We start from the raw sequence: 19,805 nt of genomic DNA, 5'->3' as shown, positions 1-19,805 counted from the left end.
TGAATGTTTCATAATGGGCGCGGCGGACTCCCGATAGGGATAACAGTCGCGCCGACTTCATTTCAGCAAAAGAATGGTGGAAGACACATGCGAAGCGACACAACAGAACTCGAATCTATGCTTGAGGAAGTTAAGGTTTTTTTGCCTAGATTGCTGCAGGCGTGCAGCTCCGTATCTGATTTGTTTTACGTTCCTGTCAACGATCAGGCGTGGACGGAATTCGGAGAATTGCTTCAAGGTATGGACGATCTGTATAAGACCGTCAACTGGATTAGAAGCGAGCTTGAGGCCAAGGCGGCGGATCATGTTCTACTCTCAAGCATTGCAAACTTCTCGGATCAGCTTGCTGTGAAATTCGCGGAACTGAACCGACTAATGGACGAAGAACAATTCGTTCATGCCGGCGACTGCATCAGATATGAGCTTGCTGAAATCGTCCATGCATTTGCAACCAAGCTCGGAGAAGAACAAGAAGTTGTCGATCGCAGAATAGCAGCCAATCTTGCCTATCTGGAGAAGCATCACCCGCAGGCTTATCAATTGCTCAAGCCCTTAAGTCTCGACCCGTCTTACTGCCAGGTGACGTATGCAAGCAACGGCTCTCCGAACCTCTACATGCGTACGAAGGAAAATAAAATGATGTATTTATACAGCAACTATGATCCAGAACATGAGGCCGGGCTTTGGAGCGAATCCATGGACGAAACGTTGGCCGGCAAAACCAATGTGATCGTTTACGGCATTGGATTTGGTTATCATCTGTCGAAGCTGTCGCAGAGGTATCCGAATCAGAAGTGGGTCATTTACGAGCCGGATGAACAAGTCATGCTTGCCGCACTGCAGGTCGTTGATTTTCAGGAGTTGTTCGCCAACCTTAAGATTGAACTGTTGATCGTAGGCTGGAACGAAACCTTAAGACATAAATCGTTTTTCAAGTTTGTTAAGTTTGCTAAAGGCGACACGGCCGTTACATCGCTTCCTCCGTATGATCGAGTGGATCAGCAGAGAAAGCTTGAATTTTTCGAGGATGCGAAGAAAGCCATTATGCATTTTGAAATGTCTTCTAAGACAGCTGCTTATTATGGCATCCAGCTGTATCAGAACAAGCTGTACAATTTGGCGCATCTCATTCAATCGCCTTCGATCCGGGGGATGAGAGACAAGCTGAAAGGACAAACGGCCGTAATCGTCGGTGCCGGACCTTCTTTGGAGAAGGATATCGAGATCTTGCGTCAGCTTCAAAACCATGCGCTGATCATCGCAGCCGGGACAGCGGTTCAATCGTTGAAGCATTTCGGTATTACGCCTCATTTAGTCGTTTCGCTTGACTATTCAGAAGCGAATGATGCCGCCTTTAGACATCTTGATTTGGATGACGTCCCTCTTCTATACGGGCCGCAGCTCAAGTATACGATTCTCAAGGACAAAACGAAGCTCATGTACTTCTTGCCGGAAAATGATTTTACCACCAACTACTATCTTGGTTTGGAGGAAGGGGAGCCGCTGTTCAGTTCCACGCCTTCGGTAACAGGACCTGCTATCCAAGCAGCCATCTTTATGGGCTGTACGGAGATCGTGTTTACGGGGCAGGATTTCTCCTACCCTACGGAGCAGATGTATGCCACCGGCGCCAAACATGTCACGCTGGAGAAGAGCAAAGCGATGGTCACCGCGGCCAGCCTTCAAGTTGAAAACGTTCAGGGCGGGATGAACCGTTCGAACGACATGATGAAAGTTACGCTCGGCGAAATCGAGAAGCTATTGGGCAGGTACCCCCAAATTAAATTCACGAACACGTCGCAAATCGGAGCGAAAATCAAGCATACGGAGTGGAAGACCATGGCAAGCGTGCTGAAGCGGCTCGCGAACATCAATGTGCCCTCCGATATGGTTGCGAAGGCGATGGAAACCCATCTCAGTCCACCAGATGATTTGCACCAGCAGGCCATTGCCAATCGCTTGATTGAAACGCCGGAACAAATCATTCGTATGGAAGCAACGCTAAAACGGATCGGTCAAAAGCTAAGCGGGCTTCAAGCATTAAGCCGCGTGAAGCCGCAGAAGTGTCATAAAACAATGGTTGAAATCGAGGAGCTATGGGAATCCGTCATGCATAGCAAGGTGTTCGAGTTCTCTTTGGTTTTTATTCTTCCTAATGATCTTCGTACATACGACCGCGATCTGCCGGAGCTGGTAGAAGAGAGAAATGTGATAAAGAAGGCCGACTTGTTTTGCAAGGTAGTCGGGACCCTCGCTGAAGCGATAGCAGCAAGCTTGCCGATGGTGGGCGCAATCGTGAAGGAAGCGGTGAACAGGGTTGAACTGAACAATCAAACGATCGGCGTGCAGTGAGATTCCAGCGGTAGTAAGCTTAGGGGGCAGATGAATGGATCAACTAGAATTTCGAACGGAAGAGGTCATAGAAGAAATAAAGCTCTTCTTACCTAAGCTTAGTTCTGCATGCGAAACGATTGCGAAGCTGCTCTACAGGCCGATGACCGAAGATGCATGGCAGCAATTTGGTGATGTTGTTGAAGGTATTGATGATTTATATCGAACGCTTCAAGCCATGCATGGGGATATCGTTCAGACCGGCCGACTTCGTTCGTTGCTGCCGGGAATCGAAAGAACCATTTCCGATTTAAGCGACAAATTCCAAGCTATGAACCAGTGCGTGGACGAAGAGGATTTTGTTGCAGCAAGCGACTACTTGCAATACGAGCTGATTGAAATTGTAGAACGTTTGGCTGCACAGCTTGGTGAAACGCAGCATGTACGGAATGAACGGTTCGTAAGAAATATGGCCTATTTGAAAGAGCGCTTTCCGCAAGTCTATGGTCAATTAAGCACGGTTACTAGAGATTCGGAGAACTATCAAGTCATTTATACCAAGAACAAGCAGCCGAACTTGTACATGGCGGGAGAATACGCCACCTATTTGTACAGCCAATACGATCCTATTCATGAAACCAGATGCTGGGCGAAGTCCATGGCTAGCGATGAGCGTAAAGATAATTTGATCTTATTTGGATTTGGGTTCGGCTTCCATGTGCAGGCATATGCGGAAATATACCCGGGGCATCGGCTTTATATATACGAGCCGGATGAGCAGGTGATGCTGGCGGCTATGGAAGTCATAGAGCTATCGGAAATCATTTCCAAGTCCGGTGTGAAGGAAATCGTTGTCGGCAGAACGAAGTTGGACAGGGACAACTTCATCTATGGTTTCTTAAGGTATTTGAAAGCAGGGGCTGATACGCTTTCGCTGCCTGTCTATGACCGAATAAAAGAGCAAGAGAAATCCGAGTTTTTCACAGACGCAAGAACGGCCATTATCAATTATGACAGTTCATTTATCATGTATAAGAAATACGGTTTGCAGTGGGTTACGAATTATATGAATAACCTTGCCAAAACATTGGAATCACCTTCAATCGAGGGGCTGCAAGGCAAAATGGAAGGCATGACCGCTATCGTCGCGGGGGCGGGTCCCTCGCTGGAAGCGGATATTGAATGCTTGAAGAAACTGAAGCCGCATGCGATCATTATTGCGGCAGGATCAACGACGCAGTCCTTGCTGCATTACGGCATAGAGCCGCACCTTATTGTTTCGATTGACGGGGATCCGATCAACAATAACGTATTTAAAAACTTGGATATCGCCGGCATCCCATTTATGTTTAGTCCGATGCTGTACCACGAGATACTCGACGCTAGAATAGACAATCTGATCCATTTGTTTTTTACAAGTGACATTACGAACAAATATATCTTTGATCTCGGGGAACCTTATCCTTTCTTCAAACCGACGGATTCGGTTACGGGGACGGCGATTCAAGCGGCCATCTACATGGGCTGCAAGGAAATCGTGTTTACGGGTCAAGATTTTTCGTATCCGGGCACCAGCATGTACGCGCCGGGGGCCGCGCACTTTACGCAGGAATATAGCGATTCCGTCCTTGAAAAGGCGATATATTTTGTTGAAAACGTGCGCGGAACCGTGAATCGTACCAATGACGCCATGAAAGTAACGCTGGCTGGCATAGAGAATCTAATCGAGACGTTCCCTCAGATCCGATTTACGAACGCTACTCAAATGGGCGCGAAGATCAAATATACGACGTGGGAGGCACTTGACGACGTTTACGAACGTTTGAAGAACGTGCACCCGGAGGATGACTTCTTCTTCAAAGCGGTATCGAATCTGCAGCCGTACGACGAGCAGAAAGTAACGCTGATTCAGAACCGTACTGCTGACCTGCACGAGAAGCTGCTGCTGAATGAACAGAAGCTAAAGTTCTTGGATGAAAGTATTAAGAAGATTGTCGATCTCAGCAGGGTCAATCCGAAAAAATGCTTGAAGCTGATGGCGGAATTTGATGAGGAGTGGCGTTCCGTCATTCATAGTGGGCCATTTAAGGCGCTGTATCTCAAAGTCTATCGTAATGAGATTTTGGAGATGGAACGTGATTTACCATCTATCGTGCAAGAGAATAATCTCATCAAGAGAGCCGAACGGACTCGTGATGCCGTAGGTCCTCTCATTCGAACCTTCCTTGCCGGGAGCCCTGCTCTCATAGAGATCGTCAAGGAATCGCTTCGCCGCATTCATCATCAAGAACCGTCGCTGTCGATGTCAACAAGCGATACTTAAGGAGCGCATATGACGAAATTTCGTAAACTATTAGTTACGGGTGCCGATGGATTTATCGGATCCCACTTGACGGAGGCACTCGTTCGCCGCGGATATGATGTACGCGCTTTTACGCTGTATAACTCCTTCAACTCCTGGGGCTGGTTGGACCATGCTGCGGAGGATGTTCAGGGGAAGTTTGAGGTATTTGCCGGCGATGTAAGAGACCCGCACGGCGTGAAAGAAGCGATGAAAGGCTGCGACGCGGTTCTGCATCTGGGCGCGCTGATTGCAATTCCGTTCTCGTATCACTCGCCCGACACGTACGTGGACACGAATATCAAAGGCACGCTTAACGTCCTGCAGGCCGCCCGGGACCTGGGAATCAGTAAAGTTGTCCATACCTCGACTAGTGAGGTATACGGCACGGCGCAGTATGTGCCCATCGACGAGAACCACCCCCTGCAGGGGCAGTCTCCGTATTCGGCTTCCAAAATCGGGGCGGATCAGATGGCGATTTCGTTTTACCGGTCCTTTGAATTGCCTGTCGGCATCATACGTCCATTTAACACGTATGGCCCGCGTCAATCCGCGAGGGCGGTCATTCCAACGATTATTACCCAGCTTGCAGCGGGCAAGAACAGCATCAAGCTGGGCGCCGTTCATCCCACGCGAGATTTTAACTTTGTGAAGGATACGGTCCAGGGCTTCATTCATATGCTCGAATCGCCCTCAAGCGTAGGTGAGGTTATTAATATCGGAAGCAACTTCGAAATTTCGATCGGACGTACCGCCAAGCTGATCGGAGAGCTGATGGGAAGAGAAGTCGAATGGGTAACAGACGAAGTGCGCATACGTCCCGATAAAAGCGAAGTCGAACGCTTATGGGCCGATAATCGGAAGGCATTTGAGCTGCTGGCATGGAGCCCCGATTATGCAGGAGAAGACGGGTTCCGAAGAGGGCTTCAGGAAACCATAGCTTGGTTTAGCAATCCTCGCAATCTAGAGCAGTACAAGGCTTCGATTTATAACATTTAAGGGGAACTGCGATGTGAGCCAGGAACGCTTGCCAGAAGAAATCGTCGCCATATTAGAGAATATGTTCGGCCGACGGAATGGAGCGCTCGCGCTCCATGAGCCTGAGTTTGCCGGCAATGAATGGAACTACGTCAAGGAATGCATCGATACGAGGTGGGTTTCTTCCGCGGGACCGTTCGTAGACCGGTTTGAAAGAGAGATGGCAGCGCGGACTGGGGCAGCTTATGCGGTGGCCGTTGTGAACGGAACTGCCGCGCTGCACGTCAGCTTGCTGCTTGCCGGAGTCAAGGAAGGGGATGAAGTACTCATCCCTTCCTTGACTTTTGTCGCTACGGCGAACGCGGTCAGTTACTGCGGTGCGATCCCTCATTTTGTCGATATTTCCGGGACTACGCTCGGAATGGATGCAGGTGCAATGGAGACCTATCTGAATGACATCGTGCATTTCGATTCCGAAGGTGAGCCAAGGAACCGAATAACTGGAAACCGCATTAAAGCTGTTGTACCGATGCATACGTTTGGCCATCCCATGGATTTGGATCCGCTTATGGAATTGTGCCTGCGGTATCGGCTCGAACTTGTGGAAGATGCCGCCGAATCACTAGGCTCTACGTACAAAGGCCGGCATACGGGGACGTTTGGACGGCTGGGAGCGTTCAGTTTCAACGGCAACAAGATCATAACGACTGGCGGCGGCGGCGCAATTGTCACCAATGACGCAGAGCTCGCTAAGATGGCGAAACATCTAACGACAACAGCAAAGCTTCCTCATCGCTGGACCTATATGCATGATCAGGTTGGTTACAACTATCGGATGCCCAATCTGAATGCGGCTCTTGGCTGCGCACAGCTGGAGAATTTGGATCAAGCTATTGCCGACAAGAGAGCAGTAGCGGAGCGGTATGTGGAGCGGTTTAGTTCAATGCCGGGCCTTCGTTTGATGACGGAGCCGGTCGATTGCCGAAGCAATTACTGGCTGAACGCGCTTATATTGGATCAACCCGATCCGGCTATGCGAGACCGGATCCTGCAGCAGACGAATGACGCGGGCTTCCAAACGCGTCCGATCTGGGTACCTATGCACCGTCTTCCGATGTTTGAACATGCGCCGCGAATGCCGCTTCCCGTCACACAGCGGATGGAGGATGCTGTTATCAATGTGCCGAGCAGTCAGGGGCTGATCCATTGTTGACGCCAGCTGGGAAAAGAAAGATATGTGTTGTTACCGGCACGAGGGCGGAATATGGACTGCTGACGCCGCTGCTTCAGGAGCTGAATGAAGACCCCGATATCGAGCTTCAGCTCCTTGTAACCGGCATGCACCTCTCTCCCGAGTTCGGACTTACCGTACGGCAAATCGAGACCGACGGGTTCAAGATCGATGCCAAAGTAGAAATGCTCCTGTCGAGCGATACGGCGGTAGGCATAACAAAGTCGATGGGCCTGGCGCTTATTGGTTTCGCGGACGCCATGGAGCGCTTATCGCCGGATATCATCGTGCTGCTAGGGGACCGGTATGAAATCATGACAGCAGCGCAAGCCGCGATGATCGCCAACGTTCCAATTGCTCATCTTCACGGAGGAGAAAGCACGGAGGGGGCTGTTGACGAGGCGATCCGCCACAGCGTGACCAAAATGGCGCATATGCACTTTACCGCAACCGAGAAATACAGGCAGCGCGTGATTCAAATGGGGGAAAACCCTGACAGTGTTCATAACGTAGGTGCAATCGGTCTGGATAACATACGTAAGCTTCGTTTGCTGGACAAGCATGAGCTTGAACAAGCGTTGGATTTCGAATTCGGAACGACGAATCTCCTCGTTACCTATCATCCGCTAACGTTAGCGAAGCAGTCTTCCAGCGAGCTGATCGCACAATTGCTGGACGCTTTGGACTGTTTCCCGGATGCGAAGATCATCTTCACGAAACCGAATTCCGACATGGATGGGCGAGTTATCGGGGCGATGATGGATGAGTATGCGGCTTGTCATCCAGAGCGCGTCAAATGCTTCACTTCTTTAGGGCAGTTAAGGTATTTAAGTGCGCTTGGTCATGTGAGTGCTGTAATTGGGAATTCCTCCAGCGGTATTTTTGAAGCGCCGATGTTTCATATCCCGACGGTCAATATCGGGAATCGTCAGGGAGGACGCATGAAAGGCCCATCCGTGATCGATTGCGGCACATCCAGCACAGACATCGTGCGGGCGATTAACTATGCGCTAACCCCCTCTTTTCAAGAATCGCTGCGGTCCATGTCCTCTATATACGGAGATGGAAATACAGCTCCGAAGATTAAAGCGGTTTTGAAACACATTTCGCTTGAAGGCGTTTTATATAAGTCCTTTTATGAGATAAAGCCATGAGCCATTGCAGTTCAATATCACGGCAGCGCAGCCGGTATTAAGCAGAAGAATGTTCGTACTTCAAAAGGGGATTTGGGAATGACAGGTGCCACTTATATTATCGCAGAAGCGGGAGTCAATCATAACGGTTCGATCGAGCTGGCCAAGAGATTGGTCGAAGAGGCTGCCAAAGCCGGAGCGAATGCGGTTAAATTCCAAACCTTTCAAGCTGCAAAATTAGTCAGCAGCCGTGCTGAAAAAGCCGAATACCAAAAAAGGCTGACGGACTCGCAAGAATCGCAATTGGAAATGATTCGCCGACTTGAGTTGTCTCTCGACGACCACGTGGAATTAATCGAATGCTGTCGACTGCATAACATCGATTTCTTGTCGACGCCCTTTGACGACGCAAGTTTAGTTCTATTGACGGAGAGGCTGCGGCTGCCGCGTCTTAAATTTTCGTCCGGGGATTTATCCAATTTGCCCTTGTTGCTGAAAGCTGCCCAAACGGGCTGCGAGCTGATTGTCTCTACGGGGATGGCCACGCTGGGCGAGGTGGAAGAGGCGCTGTCCGTTATCGCATTCGGACTCGTCTCGGATGAGAATATCAAGCCGTCTCTATCGGCATTTCGAAGTATCTACGCTTCTGAGGAAGGGCAGCAGGCTTTGCGTAATAAAGTGACATTGCTTCATTGCACGACGGAATATCCGACGCCATACGAGGATGTACATTTGAACCGAATGCTTACGCTTGAACAAGCGTTTGGGCTGCCTGCCGGCTACTCGGATCATACGCTAGGAACGGAAGTTTCCGTTGCTGCCGTAGCGCTCGGTGCCAAAATGATCGAAAAGCATTTCACGCTCGACAAAACGATGGAAGGGCCGGACCATCAAGCTTCACTGGAGCCGCAGGAAATTCAGGCGCTGATCAAGCAGATCCGGCATACGGAAGCGGCGCTAGGCACACGGGTGAAATACCCGGCAGCCTCAGAACTAAAGAATATGACCCCTGCCCGCAAAAGCATCGTTGCGTCCCGCAGCATCCAGCCGGGAGAAGCGTTCGATGAGACGAACCTCACGCTGAAACGGCCGGGAAATGGCCTCAGCCCTTCAATATATTGGGAAATCCTGGGGCGTAAGGCGAATCGCAGCTACGAGCAAGACGAGTTAATCGAATGGTGATCCTCGAAGGGCGTCGATTGATCGTCACGCTCAAATCGAGGAGCCTACAGTCGGCAGTATTGCGCATTCTTCATAACATTCAGGTCCATTCTTTCGCATACGGTGTTCCAGCTAAGGAGAAATCATAACATGAAACCAATACAGGAGTTGTTCGTTTCACCTGATCAGTCGATCCTGGATGTACTTCAAATAATCGATCGCGGATCCATGCAAATTGCGCTTGTTGTGGATGAAGAACGGCATTTATTAGGAACGGTTACGGACGGCGATGTGCGAAGAGGCATATTGCGCGGAATCGGGTTAGATTCCCCTGTCTCGATGGTCATGAACCGAGAACCGAGAACAGCTAGACTTGATATGGATCGGGATATGATTTTGAGCGTCATGCAATACTTGAATTTGCGCCAATTTCCCGTGCTGGATGAAGCGGGACGAGTGGTAAGGCTTGACTTGCTCGATGATTTGCTGCAGCGGAATAGCCGGGATAATTGGGTCGTTCTGATGGCTGGAGGACTTGGTTCGCGGCTTGGGGAAATGACCAAAGATTGTCCGAAGCCCCTGCTTAAGATCGGTATGAAGCCTATCTTGGAAGTGATCCTCGAAAGCTTTATTTCCAACGGTTTTCATCGTTTTTATATATCCGTGAATTATAAAGCGGATATGATAAAAGACTACTTCGGCGATGGATCGCGATGGGGAATCGAGATTCGCTACATACATGAAGGGAAGCGGCTCGGCACGGCCGGTGCACTTAGTTTAATTCCGGAGATCTTGACTCAGCCGATTATCGTGATGAACGGAGACTTGCTGACCAAGGTGAATTTCCGTCAGTTGGTCGATTTTCATGTTGAAGCCAAGGCGAAAGCCACCATGTGCGTAAGGGAATACGAGTTCCAAATTCCGTATGGCGTCGTACAGGTTGAGAACCATAGGCTAAGGAAAATCGAAGAGAAGCCTTTGCAGAAGTTTTTTGTCAACGGAGGTATTTACGTTATCGATCCGGAAATATTGCAAATCATCGCCAAGGATACATTTTTCGATATGCCTACGCTATTTGATGAGGCGATCCGACGGGAGTTTAATACGGCGGTCTTCCCGATCAGAGAGTATTGGATCGATATTGGGCGTAAAGATGATTTTGATCGGGCGAACGGCGAATTTATGGAGAATTTCGGATAAATATATCTAGCATCCTTGATGGCAGGGAGTTGACAGTGTGATAGACGGTAAAAAAGTACTCGCTGTTATCCCGGCAAGAGGAGGCTCCAAAGGGCTTCCGAGGAAAAACATCCGGCTGCTGGACGGGAAGCCTCTTCTGGCATGGACGCTGGATGCTGCAATGGCATCCAAATACATTGATTATGCATTCGTATCAACGGATAGCCTGGAGATCGCAGCTGCTGCGAGGGAATGGGGGGGACAAGTTCCTTTCATGCGCCCCGCGGAATTGGCGCAAGACGACACGCCGGGCATATCGCCGGTCATTCATGCGATCGAAATGTTGAAGACGTATGAGATTGTACTGCTTCTTCAGCCTACGAGCCCGTTTCGGATCGCAGAGGACATTGACGGCTGCTTAGAGCAGCTCGTTGCTTCAGGCGCCTCAAGCGTAGTATCAGTAACGGACATGGAGAAGCCGCTCTCCTGGATGTTTACTGTGAGTGAGGAGAGCCGCGTACTCGCTCCCGCGGTGAGCGATGCGGAGTTTGTTCTTCAGCGCCAAGCCGCTTCAAAAGTTTATGTGTTGAACGGTGCCGTATATGCTGCGTACAGTTCTTTTATTGTATCGAATCAATCTTTTTTCTATGAAGGTGCAGAGGGATATAAGATGCCTAAGGACCGCTCATTAGATATCGATACGATGCTCGATTTTGTGGTGGCAGAGAGTATGATTCAACTGCTTAAGAAATGATAGCAGGGGATTGGTTTAAGGTAATGTATTCGCTTACAAAATAGATATTGACAATATTGTGACGGCGATGGTATATTCGATTTGTGGGCCACGCCTAGTGATCTCGCAGCTATTTGAAGATGAAGGGAATGTTCTGAATGCAAGGTAAAGTAAAATGGTTCAACGCTGAAAAAGGTTATGGATTTATCGAGACTGAGCAAGGCGGCGACGTATTTGTTCACTTCTCCGCAATCCAATCCGAAGGTTTCAAAACACTTGAAGAAGGACAATCGGTTGAATTCGACATCGTCGAAGGCGCACGCGGTCCTCAAGCTGCTAACGTAACTAAACTGTAATTATCCCGCTGTTAAGCGGCTACATCATACATGGTATGCGCTTAACGTATCAAGCAAGAGCTCTGGGCAACCAGGGCTCTTTTCCATTTAACAGAACAATTGGGCTAACATGTTCCAGTCTAGTATTACAATCTACTAAATTGTTTAATTATTCAAAAAAAACAGATAATATCTTTGAGATCGCCTGCATAAGATGTTATAATAAGAGTATGTAAAAGGAGGAATGCCATATGAAATACAACATTCGAGGTCAACACATCTTAGTGACAGACGCCTTGCGCGACTATGTCGAGAAGAAACTCAGCCGCCTGGAAAAGTATTTTGAAGAGCCCTTTACCTCCGAAACAAACGTAACCCTGTCCGTTACGAAAGGTAAACATGCCATTGAGGTGACGATTCCGCTGACCAGCGTGATGCTTCGAGCCGAAGAGAAGAGCGAGGATATGTACGCTTCAATTGACCTGGTAGTGGACAAACTGGAACGGCAAATTCGCAAACATAAAACGAAAATAAACAGTAAATTCCGTAAAGAAAGCGGTATTCGCACCTTCTTTAAAGAAGAGGGCTCATCAGTTCGAGTCGCTGATGAGGAGGAGGAATTTGAGCTTGTACGTACAAAGCAGTTCATGTTGAAGCCCATGGATGTTGAAGAAGCCATTTTACACATGAATATGGTCGGTCATTCTTTCTTCATGTTCGCGAATTCTGTGACGAGTGAAGTGAATGTCGTATATAGGAGAAATGATGGTAAGTACGGACTCATTGAACAAACTTAAGCATTCATTTCATTGACACATAGGGATAGGAACGGGGGGTGTCCCAAAAGTCATCAAAAGATGACGATAGGCGCCCCCGTTTCTCTTACCATATCTTTGGTTACCTATCCACTGCGCGGCCCGCATGTTCTTCCGATCGCTGTTGTTCCCGGATTCCTTGCATGTAATTAGTTAAGGTAGGAATCCGCTCACAAAGGCGAACGCTGACGCATCTCCAGAATCATGCGACCTGCTCCGTTCAGGTTACCCTTTAAATTTTAAAACAAAAAGAAACCTTTCCTTGTTAAAATGGAGGTACCACCCACCCATTCTAAATAAAGAGAGGTTTCTTTATGTACAAAGAATATAGCATGGACCAACTCGCTTTGCCAATGGATCTGCAGGAAGACATCCCTCAAAACCATATCGTTCGCGTCATCAACGAAGCCGTCGATCGGTTACCTATGAAGCTCTTCACCAAAGCTTATCCCGGCGGAGGACGAGACAGCTACCACCCCAAGATGCTGACGAAGATCATCATCTACGCCTACGCGCAGCGCATCTACGCCTACGCGCAGCGCATCTACTCCTCGCGCCAGATTGCCAAAGCCGTTTGCGAGAATATCATGTTTATGTGGCTGGCTGCACGGCAGCGTCCAGACTTTCGCACCATTAATCGCTTTCGTTCCGAACGCATGAAAGACGTGCTTGATTCGGCGGATGCATGAACCAGAGAGCGTATTTGGACAGCTGAAAAATAACCGGGGATTTCGAAGATTCCTGCTTCGCGGCCTGCCAAAAGTGAGCCTAGAGGTCGGGTGGCTTTCGCTTGCCCACAACCTGTTGAAGAAAGCCGCGGTGGACCGAAAACGGCAAATGGCGCCACAGGGATAGGACGCTGTAACGCCATTTTTTGTGCGATTAGAGGGTTTTCGGAGTTAGAAGATAATTACTTCAACCCTTTTGAGACAGCCCCTTTTTTATGTTTACTGCAGGTTGTAAGGACTGAAGCGCAACGAAACTAGTTCTACAGAATGTTGGCAATTCCAATAGAAAATACGAAATGTGAAAATATACCTACAAAACGCTATAGTTCTTTCCGATAGTAGTAGTAGAAAACGACTACATCTACTGTGGAGGCAAAGTCAAATGAAATTAAAGCCAAAGTCTAAAGTGCAGCCTAGTAATAAAACAAAGACTGCAAGACTTGCAACAGGATTATTGAGCGCAACGCTACTATTTTCTACAGTGAGTCCATCCATTGGATTTGCAGCTGGAACGACAGCCCCGTCAGCAGCAGCAATTAATGTTGCGAATAATAAGTCAGGGGTGCAAGACACGGTCAAAGTAACCGGACTTGCTGCAGGCGATGTTGTGAAGGTGTACAATGCAGCAACAGCTGGAACGTTGATGGGTACTGCTACCGTAGGAACAGGTGCTACTGAAGCGCTCGTGAGCATTAATCAGCTAGGCAGTGCTGCTGGCAGCGTATATGTCACGGTAACAAGCGGCAATGGTACAGATACGGAGAGCACGCGTGTTGTTAAAGCGTATGACTCTGAAACTTCTGTAGCACCGTTGGCAGCGAACATTACGATCAGTAATGAAAAAACGGGAAGTCCCGATACGGTCAAAGTAACCGGCCTCGCAGAGGGCGATGTCGTCACGGTTTATGGAAGCATCCTTGAAAGTGCAGCAGTGCCAAGCGGCGCAACGGAAGTTACGGTTTCTAAAGCGGATTTGCTGACAGCAACAGGCGGAACTGCTCAGGTTTCGGTTACAAAAGTTAATAAGCTGGAGAGTTTGCGTACGTCCAAGACGTATAACTCCGAGCCGGTATCGACTGTACCGGCAGCAGCGAATATTACTGCGACTAACAATAAAGCAGGCGTAGATGATAAAGTCGTCGTAACCGGTCTTGCAGAAGGCGACGTTGTGAACGTGTATAGCGCACAAACAGGCGGTACGGCAATCGGCACGGCAACGGTAGCAACAGGTGCAACCTCCGCAACGGTAACGATCACGCAAATCAGCGCAGCAGCAGGCAGCGTGTATGTGAGCGTGAAGAGCGTAGATAAGCTGGAGAGCGCAAGAACAGCGAAAACGTATGACGGTGAAATTAGCGTGGCGCCAGCGTTAGCGGTTATTACAGCAGTTAATAACCCAACAGGCAGCGCAGATACAGTGAAAGTAACCGGCCTTGCAGAAGGCGATGTCGTGAACGTGTACGGCGTAGCGACAGGCGGCACGGCGATTGGCACGGCAACGGTAGCATCTGGCGCAACAGAAGCAACGGTTTCTAAAGCGGACTTGTTTGCGGCAACTGGCGGCAGCGTGTATGTAACGGTGACGAAAGTCAATAAACTGGAAAGTGCGCGTACAGCAAGATCGTATGTAACGGAACCAGTATCTGTGGCACCAGTAGCAGCGAATATCACGGCGACGAACAACAAAGCAGGCGTAGACGATAAAGTCGTCGTAACGGGTCTTGCAGAAGGCGACGTTGTAAAAGTATACGGCGCAGCATCCGGCGGCACGGCAATCGGCACAGCAACGGTAGCATCAGGTGCAACTTCGGCAACAGTAACGATTACACAAATCGGTGCGGCAGCAAGCAATGTGTATGTGAGCGTGAAGAGCACGGACAAGCTGGAGAGTGCAAGAACAACTAAAGCGTATGACGGAGAAGTCAGCACAGCGCCAGCGCAAACAGCCATTACGGTAACGAATAACCCAACAGGCACCGCAGATACGATTAAAGTAACGGGTGTGGCAGAAGGCGATGTCGTGAACGTGTACAGCGCAGCAACAGGCGGTACGGCAATCGGTACGGCAACAGTAGCAACAGGTGCAACGGACGTAACGATCTCCGATGAGGACCTGCTCACAGCAGCTGGCGGCAGCGTATATGTAACGGTAACGAAAGCGAACAAGCTGGAAAGTACGCGTACAGCGAAAACGTATGTAACGGAGCCAGTATCTGTAGCACCAGCAGCAGCAAACATCACGGCAACGAACAACAAAGTAGGCGTAGACGATAAAGTTGTGGTAACGGGTCTTCTGGAAGGCGACGTTGTAAAAGTATACGGTGCAGCGTCCGGCGGCACGGCAATCGGAACAGCAACGGTAGCATCCGGCGCAACTTCGGCAACAGTAACGATCACGCAAATTAGCGCAACAGCAGGCAATGTGTACGTGAGCGTGAAGAGCACGGACAAGCTGGAGAGTGCAAGAACAGCTAAAGCGTATGACGGCGAAATCAGCGTAGCGCCAGCGCAAACAGCCATTACGGTAACGAACAGCCCAACAGGCAGCGCAGATACAGTGAAAGTAACCGGCCTTGTAGAAGGTGACGTCGTAAACGTGTACAGCGCAGCAACAGGCGGTACGGCAATCGGCACGGCAACGGTAGCATCCGGTGCAACAGACGTAACGATCTCCGACGAGGACCTGCTGACAGCAACGGGCGGCAGCGTATACGTAACGGTAACGAAAGCGAACAAGCTGGAAAGTACGCGTACAGCGAAAACGTATGCAACGGAGCCAGTATCTGTGGCACCAGTAGCAGCGAACATCACAGCAACGAACAACAAAGTAGGCGTAGACGATAAAGTCGTCGTAACAGGCCTGGCAGAAGGCGACGTTGTAAAAGTGTACAGCGCAGCAACAGGCGGCACGGCAATCGGAACAGCAACGGTAGCTTCCGGTGCAACGTCCGCGACAGTAACAATTACGCAAATTAGTGCAACAGCAGGCAGCGTGTATGTGAGCGTAACAAGCACGGACAAGCTGGAGAGCGCAAGAACAGCTAAAACGTATGACGGCGAAATCAGCGTAGCGCCATTGGCAACAACGATTACTGTAGCTAACAACCCGACAGGCACCGCAGATACAGTGAAAGTTACCGGCCTTGTCGAAGGTGACGTCGTGAACGTGTACAGCGCAGCAACAGGCGGCACGGCAATCGGTACGGCAACGGTAGCGTCCGGAGCAACAGAAGTAACGATCTCCGATGAGGACTTGCTCGTGGTAGCAGGCGGAAGCGTGTATGTCACAGTGACGAAGCCGAACAAACTGGAGAGCGCACGTATAGCGAAAACGTATGTAACGGAGCCAGTATCCGTGGCACCGGTAGCAGCAAACATCACGGCAACGAACAACAAAGTAGGCGTAGACGATAAAGTCGTTGTAACGGGTCTGGCAGAAGGCGACATTGTGAAAGTGTACGGCGCAGCAACAGGCGGCACGGTAATCGGAACAGCAACGGTAGCTTCCGGTGCAACGTCCGCGACGGTAACGATCACGCAAATTAGCGCAGCAGCAGGCAGCGTGTATGTGAGCGTAACAAGCACAGACAAGCTGGAGAGCACAAGAACAGTTAAAGCATATGACGGCGAAATCAGCGTAGCGCCATTGGCAACAGTTATTACTGTAGCTAACAACCCGACAGGCAGCGCAGATACCGTGAAAGTAACAGGCCTTGTAGAAGGCGATGTCGTGAACGTGTACAGCGCAGCAACAGGCGGCACGACAATCGGTACGGCAACGGTAGCGTCCGGTGCAACAGACGTAACGATCTCCGACGAGGATCTGCTTACGGCAACGGGCGGCAGCGTATACGTAACGGTAACGAAAGCGAACAAGCTGGAAAGTACGCGCGTTGCAAAAACATACGTAACCGAGCCAGTATCGGTAGCACCAGTAGCAGCGAACATCACAGCAACGAACAACAAAGTAGGCGTAGACGATAAAGTCGTTGTAACAGGCCTTCTGGAAGGCGACGTTGTAAAAGTGTACAGCGCAGCAACAGGCGGCACGGCAATCGGCACGGCAACAGTAGCAACAGGCGCAACGTCCGCGACGGTAACGATCACGCAGATCACCGCAGCAGCAGGCAGCGTGTATGTGAGCGTAACAAGCGCAGACAAGCTGGAAAGCGCAAGAACAGCTAAAACGTATGACGGCGAAATCAGCGTAGCGCCATTGGCAACAGTTATTACTGTAGCTAACAACCCGACAGGCACCGCAGATACAGTGAAAGTAACAGGCCTTGTAGAAGGCGATGTCGTGAACGTGTACAGCGCAGCAACAGGCGGCACGGCAATCGGTACGGCAACGGTAGCATCCGGCGCAACGGACGTAACGATCTCCGATGAAGATCTGCTTACAGCAACAGGCGGCTCCGTGTACGTAACCGTAACGAAAGCGAACAAGCTGGAAAGTACGCGCGTTGCAAAAACATACGTAACCGAGCCAGTATCCGTGGCACCGGTTGCAGCGAACATCACAGCAACGAACAACAAAGTAGGCGTAGACGATAAAGTCGTCGTAACAGGCCTTCTGGAAGGCGACGTTGTAAAAGTGTACAGCGCAGCGACAGGCGGCACGGCAATTGGCACGGCAACAGTAGCAACAGGCGCAACGTCCGCGACGGTAACGATCACGCAGATCACCGCAGCAGCAGGCAGCGTGTACGTGAGCGTAACAAGCACAGACAAGCTGGAGAGCGCAAGAACAGCTAAAACGTATGACGGCGAAATCAGCGTAGCGCCATTGGCAACAACGATTACTGTAGCTAACAATCCAACAGGCAGCGCAGATACAGTGAAAGTTACCGGCCTTGTAGAAGGTGACGTCGTGAACGTGTACAGCGCAGCAACAGGCGGCACGGCAATCGGAACGGCAACAGTAGCATCCGGTGCAACGGACGTAACGATCTCCGATGAGGACTTGCTTACGGCAACAGGCGGCAGCGTATACGTAACCGTAACGAAAGCGAACAAGCTGGAAAGTACGCGTACAGCAAAAACGTATTTAACGGAGCCAGTATCTGTGGCACCGGTAGCAGCGAACATCACAGCAACGAACAACAAAGTAGGCGTAGACGATAAAGTCGTTGTAACAGGCCTTCTGGAAGGCGACGTTGTGAAAGTGTACAGCGCAGCAACAGGCGGCACGGCAATCGGAACAGCAACAGTAGCGTCCGGCGCAACATCTGCAACGGTAACAATCACGCAAATCAGCGCAGCATCAGGCAGTGTGTACGTGAGTGTAACAAGCGCAGACAAGCTGGAGAGCGCAAGAACAGCTAAAGCATACGACGGCGAAATCAGCGTAGCGCCATTGGCAACAACGATTACTGTAGCTAACAATCCAACAGGCAACGCAGATACCGTGAAAGTAACAGGCCTTGTCGAAGGCGATGTCGTGAACGTGTACAGCGCAGCAACAGGCGGCACGGCAATCGGCACGGCAACAGTAGCATCGGGCGCAACGGACGTAACGATCTCCGATGAGGATCTGCTGACAGCAACAGGCGGTTCCGTATACGTAACCGTAACGAAAGCGAACAAGCTTGAAAGTACGCGCGTTGCAAAAACGTACGTAACCGAGCCAGTATCTGTGGCACCGGTAGCAGCGAACATCACGGCAACGAACAACAAAGTAGGCGTAGACGATAAAGTCGTCGTAACAGGCCTTCTGGAAGGCGACGTTGTGAAAGTGTACAGCGCAGCAACAGGCGGCACGGCAATCGGAACAGCAACAGTAGCATCCGGCGCAACGTCTGCAACAGTAACAATCACGCAAATCAGCGCAGCATCAGGCAACGTGTACGTGAGTGTAACAAGCGCAGACAAGCTGGAGAGCGCAAGAACAGCTAAAGCATACGATGGCGAAATCAGCGTAGCGCCATTGGCAACAACGATTACTGTAGCTAACAATCCAACAGGCACTGCAGATACCGTGAAAGTAACGGGTCTGGCCGAAGGCGATGTCGTGAACGTGTACAGCGCAGCAACAGGCGGCACGGCAATCGGCACGGCAACGGTAGCATCCGGCGCAACGGACGTAACGATCTCCGATGAGGACTTGCTTACGGCAACAGGCGGTGCGGTATACGTTACAGTGACGAAACCGAATAAACTGGAAAGCTTACGTATCGCGAAAACGTACTTGACAGAACCAGTAACTGTGGCACCGTTGGCAGCGAATATCACAGCAACGAACAACAAAGCAGGCGTAGACGATAAAGTTGTTGTAACGGGTCTGGCAGAAGGCGACGTTGTGAACGTGTACAGCGTAGCAACAGGCGGCACGGCAATTGGTACAGCAACAGTAGCAACAGGTGCAACGTCCGCAACAGTAACGATTACACAAATTGGGGTGGCTGCAGGTACGGTGTATGTGAGTGTAACAGGCACAGACAAGCTGGAGAGCGCAAGAACAGCTAAAACGTATGATACGGAAACTACATCTCCTGCACTGGCTGCCAATATCGTTGTACTTAATAACGATGGCGAAGACGATATCGTACGCGTTACCGGATTGTCCGCTGGAGACGTCGTGACAGTATATGATGCTGCGACAGGCGGAACAGCACTCGGAACAGCGACAGTGGCTAACGGAAAAACGGCTGTAAATGTTTCCATTGCACAGCTATCCGTAGGTGCCGGTAAAGTGTACATCACGATTACAAAAGCAAACAAAGCAGAAAGCACAATTGTAATTAAAGAGTATATTGCTGAATAAAAATTTGAGTTGAGGCTCCTTGGCTTCTGTATTAATTACAGAAGCCAAGTTTTTTTTGTTCTCCGCTAACTATGCAA

Annotated in this window: 12 protein-coding genes and 1 pseudogene; all 13 read left to right on the top strand. The window is 50.0% G+C overall.

The window, feature by feature from the left end; all coding sequences use genetic code 11:
* Window positions 1-141 precede the first annotated feature (141 nt).
* Window positions 142-2,352, top strand: a complete 2,211-nt coding sequence (locus KXU80_RS16895) for a motility associated factor glycosyltransferase family protein (RefSeq protein ID WP_219834392.1) — start codon at window positions 142-144, stop codon at window positions 2,350-2,352.
* A 34-nt stretch (window positions 2,353-2,386) separates the two neighbouring features.
* On the top strand, window positions 2,387-4,654 hold the full coding sequence (locus tag KXU80_RS16890) for a motility associated factor glycosyltransferase family protein (RefSeq protein WP_219834391.1): 2,268 nt from the start codon (window positions 2,387-2,389) through the stop codon (window positions 4,652-4,654).
* Between the two features lie 9 nt (window positions 4,655-4,663).
* Complete coding sequence (locus tag KXU80_RS16885; RefSeq protein WP_219834390.1) at window positions 4,664-5,671, top strand: NAD-dependent 4,6-dehydratase LegB; 1,008 nt, start codon at window positions 4,664-4,666, stop codon at window positions 5,669-5,671.
* A 13-nt stretch (window positions 5,672-5,684) separates the two neighbouring features.
* On the top strand, window positions 5,685-6,863 hold the full coding sequence (locus KXU80_RS16880) for a LegC family aminotransferase (RefSeq protein WP_374987710.1): 1,179 nt from the start codon (window positions 5,685-5,687) through the stop codon (window positions 6,861-6,863).
* Entirely contained in the window at window positions 6,857-8,035 is a 1,179-nt protein-coding gene (gene neuC / locus KXU80_RS16875) for a UDP-N-acetylglucosamine 2-epimerase (RefSeq protein ID WP_258171040.1), read from the top strand. Before KXU80_RS16880 ends, neuC begins: the two co-directional genes overlap by 7 nt.
* Window positions 8,036-8,113: 78 nt before the next feature.
* Window positions 8,114-9,196 carry an N-acetylneuraminate synthase gene (neuB, locus tag KXU80_RS16870; RefSeq protein ID WP_219834389.1) on the top strand — a complete coding sequence of 361 codons (1,083 nt, stop codon included), beginning with the start codon at window positions 8,114-8,116 and terminating at the stop codon, window positions 9,194-9,196.
* A gap of 129 nt (window positions 9,197-9,325) precedes the next feature.
* Entirely contained in the window at window positions 9,326-10,375 is a 1,050-nt protein-coding gene (locus KXU80_RS16865) for a nucleotidyltransferase family protein (protein WP_219834388.1), read from the top strand.
* A gap of 37 nt (window positions 10,376-10,412) precedes the next feature.
* Complete coding sequence (locus KXU80_RS16860) at window positions 10,413-11,108, top strand: acylneuraminate cytidylyltransferase family protein (protein WP_219834387.1); 696 nt, start codon at window positions 10,413-10,415, stop codon at window positions 11,106-11,108.
* A gap of 137 nt (window positions 11,109-11,245) precedes the next feature.
* Window positions 11,246-11,443 (top strand): cold shock domain-containing protein, encoded by a 198-nt coding sequence (locus KXU80_RS16855; RefSeq protein ID WP_090575545.1) that lies wholly within the window; start codon window positions 11,246-11,248, stop codon window positions 11,441-11,443.
* 230 nt (window positions 11,444-11,673) lie between these two features.
* The gene (hpf, locus tag KXU80_RS16850; RefSeq protein WP_219834386.1) at window positions 11,674-12,219 is read left to right on the top strand and encodes a ribosome hibernation-promoting factor, HPF/YfiA family; all 546 of its coding nucleotides are present in this window, start codon (window positions 11,674-11,676) and stop codon (window positions 12,217-12,219) included.
* A 332-nt stretch (window positions 12,220-12,551) separates the two neighbouring features.
* A complete protein-coding gene (locus KXU80_RS16845; RefSeq protein WP_258171039.1) occupies window positions 12,552-12,926 on the top strand; it encodes a transposase in 375 nt (124 codons plus the stop codon).
* Between the two features lie 4 nt (window positions 12,927-12,930).
* Window positions 12,931-13,092, top strand: a pseudogene (locus KXU80_RS16840) (transposase); the annotation flags it as partial.
* 255 nt (window positions 13,093-13,347) lie between these two features.
* Window positions 13,348-19,728: a hypothetical protein gene (locus KXU80_RS16835; protein WP_219839280.1), complete on the top strand. Its 6,381-nt coding sequence runs from the start codon at window positions 13,348-13,350 to the stop codon at window positions 19,726-19,728.
* Window positions 19,729-19,805: the final 77 nt, after the last annotated feature.

The sequence above is a fragment of the Paenibacillus sp. R14(2021) genome (assembly GCF_019431355.1).
Lineage (GTDB): Bacteria > Bacillota > Bacilli > Paenibacillales > Paenibacillaceae > Paenibacillus_Z.
Note: the sequence above shows the minus strand (reverse complement) of the source record. Positions and strands in the feature narration are given on the sequence as shown.

Excerpts from the sequence above, each read along its gene's own strand:
- KXU80_RS16855 (WP_090575545.1), top strand. The coding sequence starts at position 11,246 with ATGCAAGGTAAAGTAAAATGGTTCAACGCTGAAAAAGGTTATGGATTT.
- KXU80_RS16865 (WP_219834388.1), top strand. The coding sequence starts at position 9,326 with ATGAAACCAATACAGGAGTTGTTCGTTTCACCTGATCAGTCGATCCTG.
- hpf (WP_219834386.1), top strand. The coding sequence starts at position 11,674 with ATGAAATACAACATTCGAGGTCAACACATCTTAGTGACAGACGCCTTG.
- KXU80_RS16845 (WP_258171039.1), top strand. The coding sequence starts at position 12,552 with ATGTACAAAGAATATAGCATGGACCAACTCGCTTTGCCAATGGATCTG.
- neuB (WP_219834389.1), top strand. The coding sequence starts at position 8,114 with ATGACAGGTGCCACTTATATTATCGCAGAAGCGGGAGTCAATCATAAC.
- KXU80_RS16885 (WP_219834390.1), top strand. The coding sequence starts at position 4,664 with ATGACGAAATTTCGTAAACTATTAGTTACGGGTGCCGATGGATTTATC.
- KXU80_RS16890 (WP_219834391.1), top strand. The coding sequence starts at position 2,387 with ATGGATCAACTAGAATTTCGAACGGAAGAGGTCATAGAAGAAATAAAG.
- KXU80_RS16835 (WP_219839280.1), top strand. The coding sequence starts at position 13,348 with ATGAAATTAAAGCCAAAGTCTAAAGTGCAGCCTAGTAATAAAACAAAG.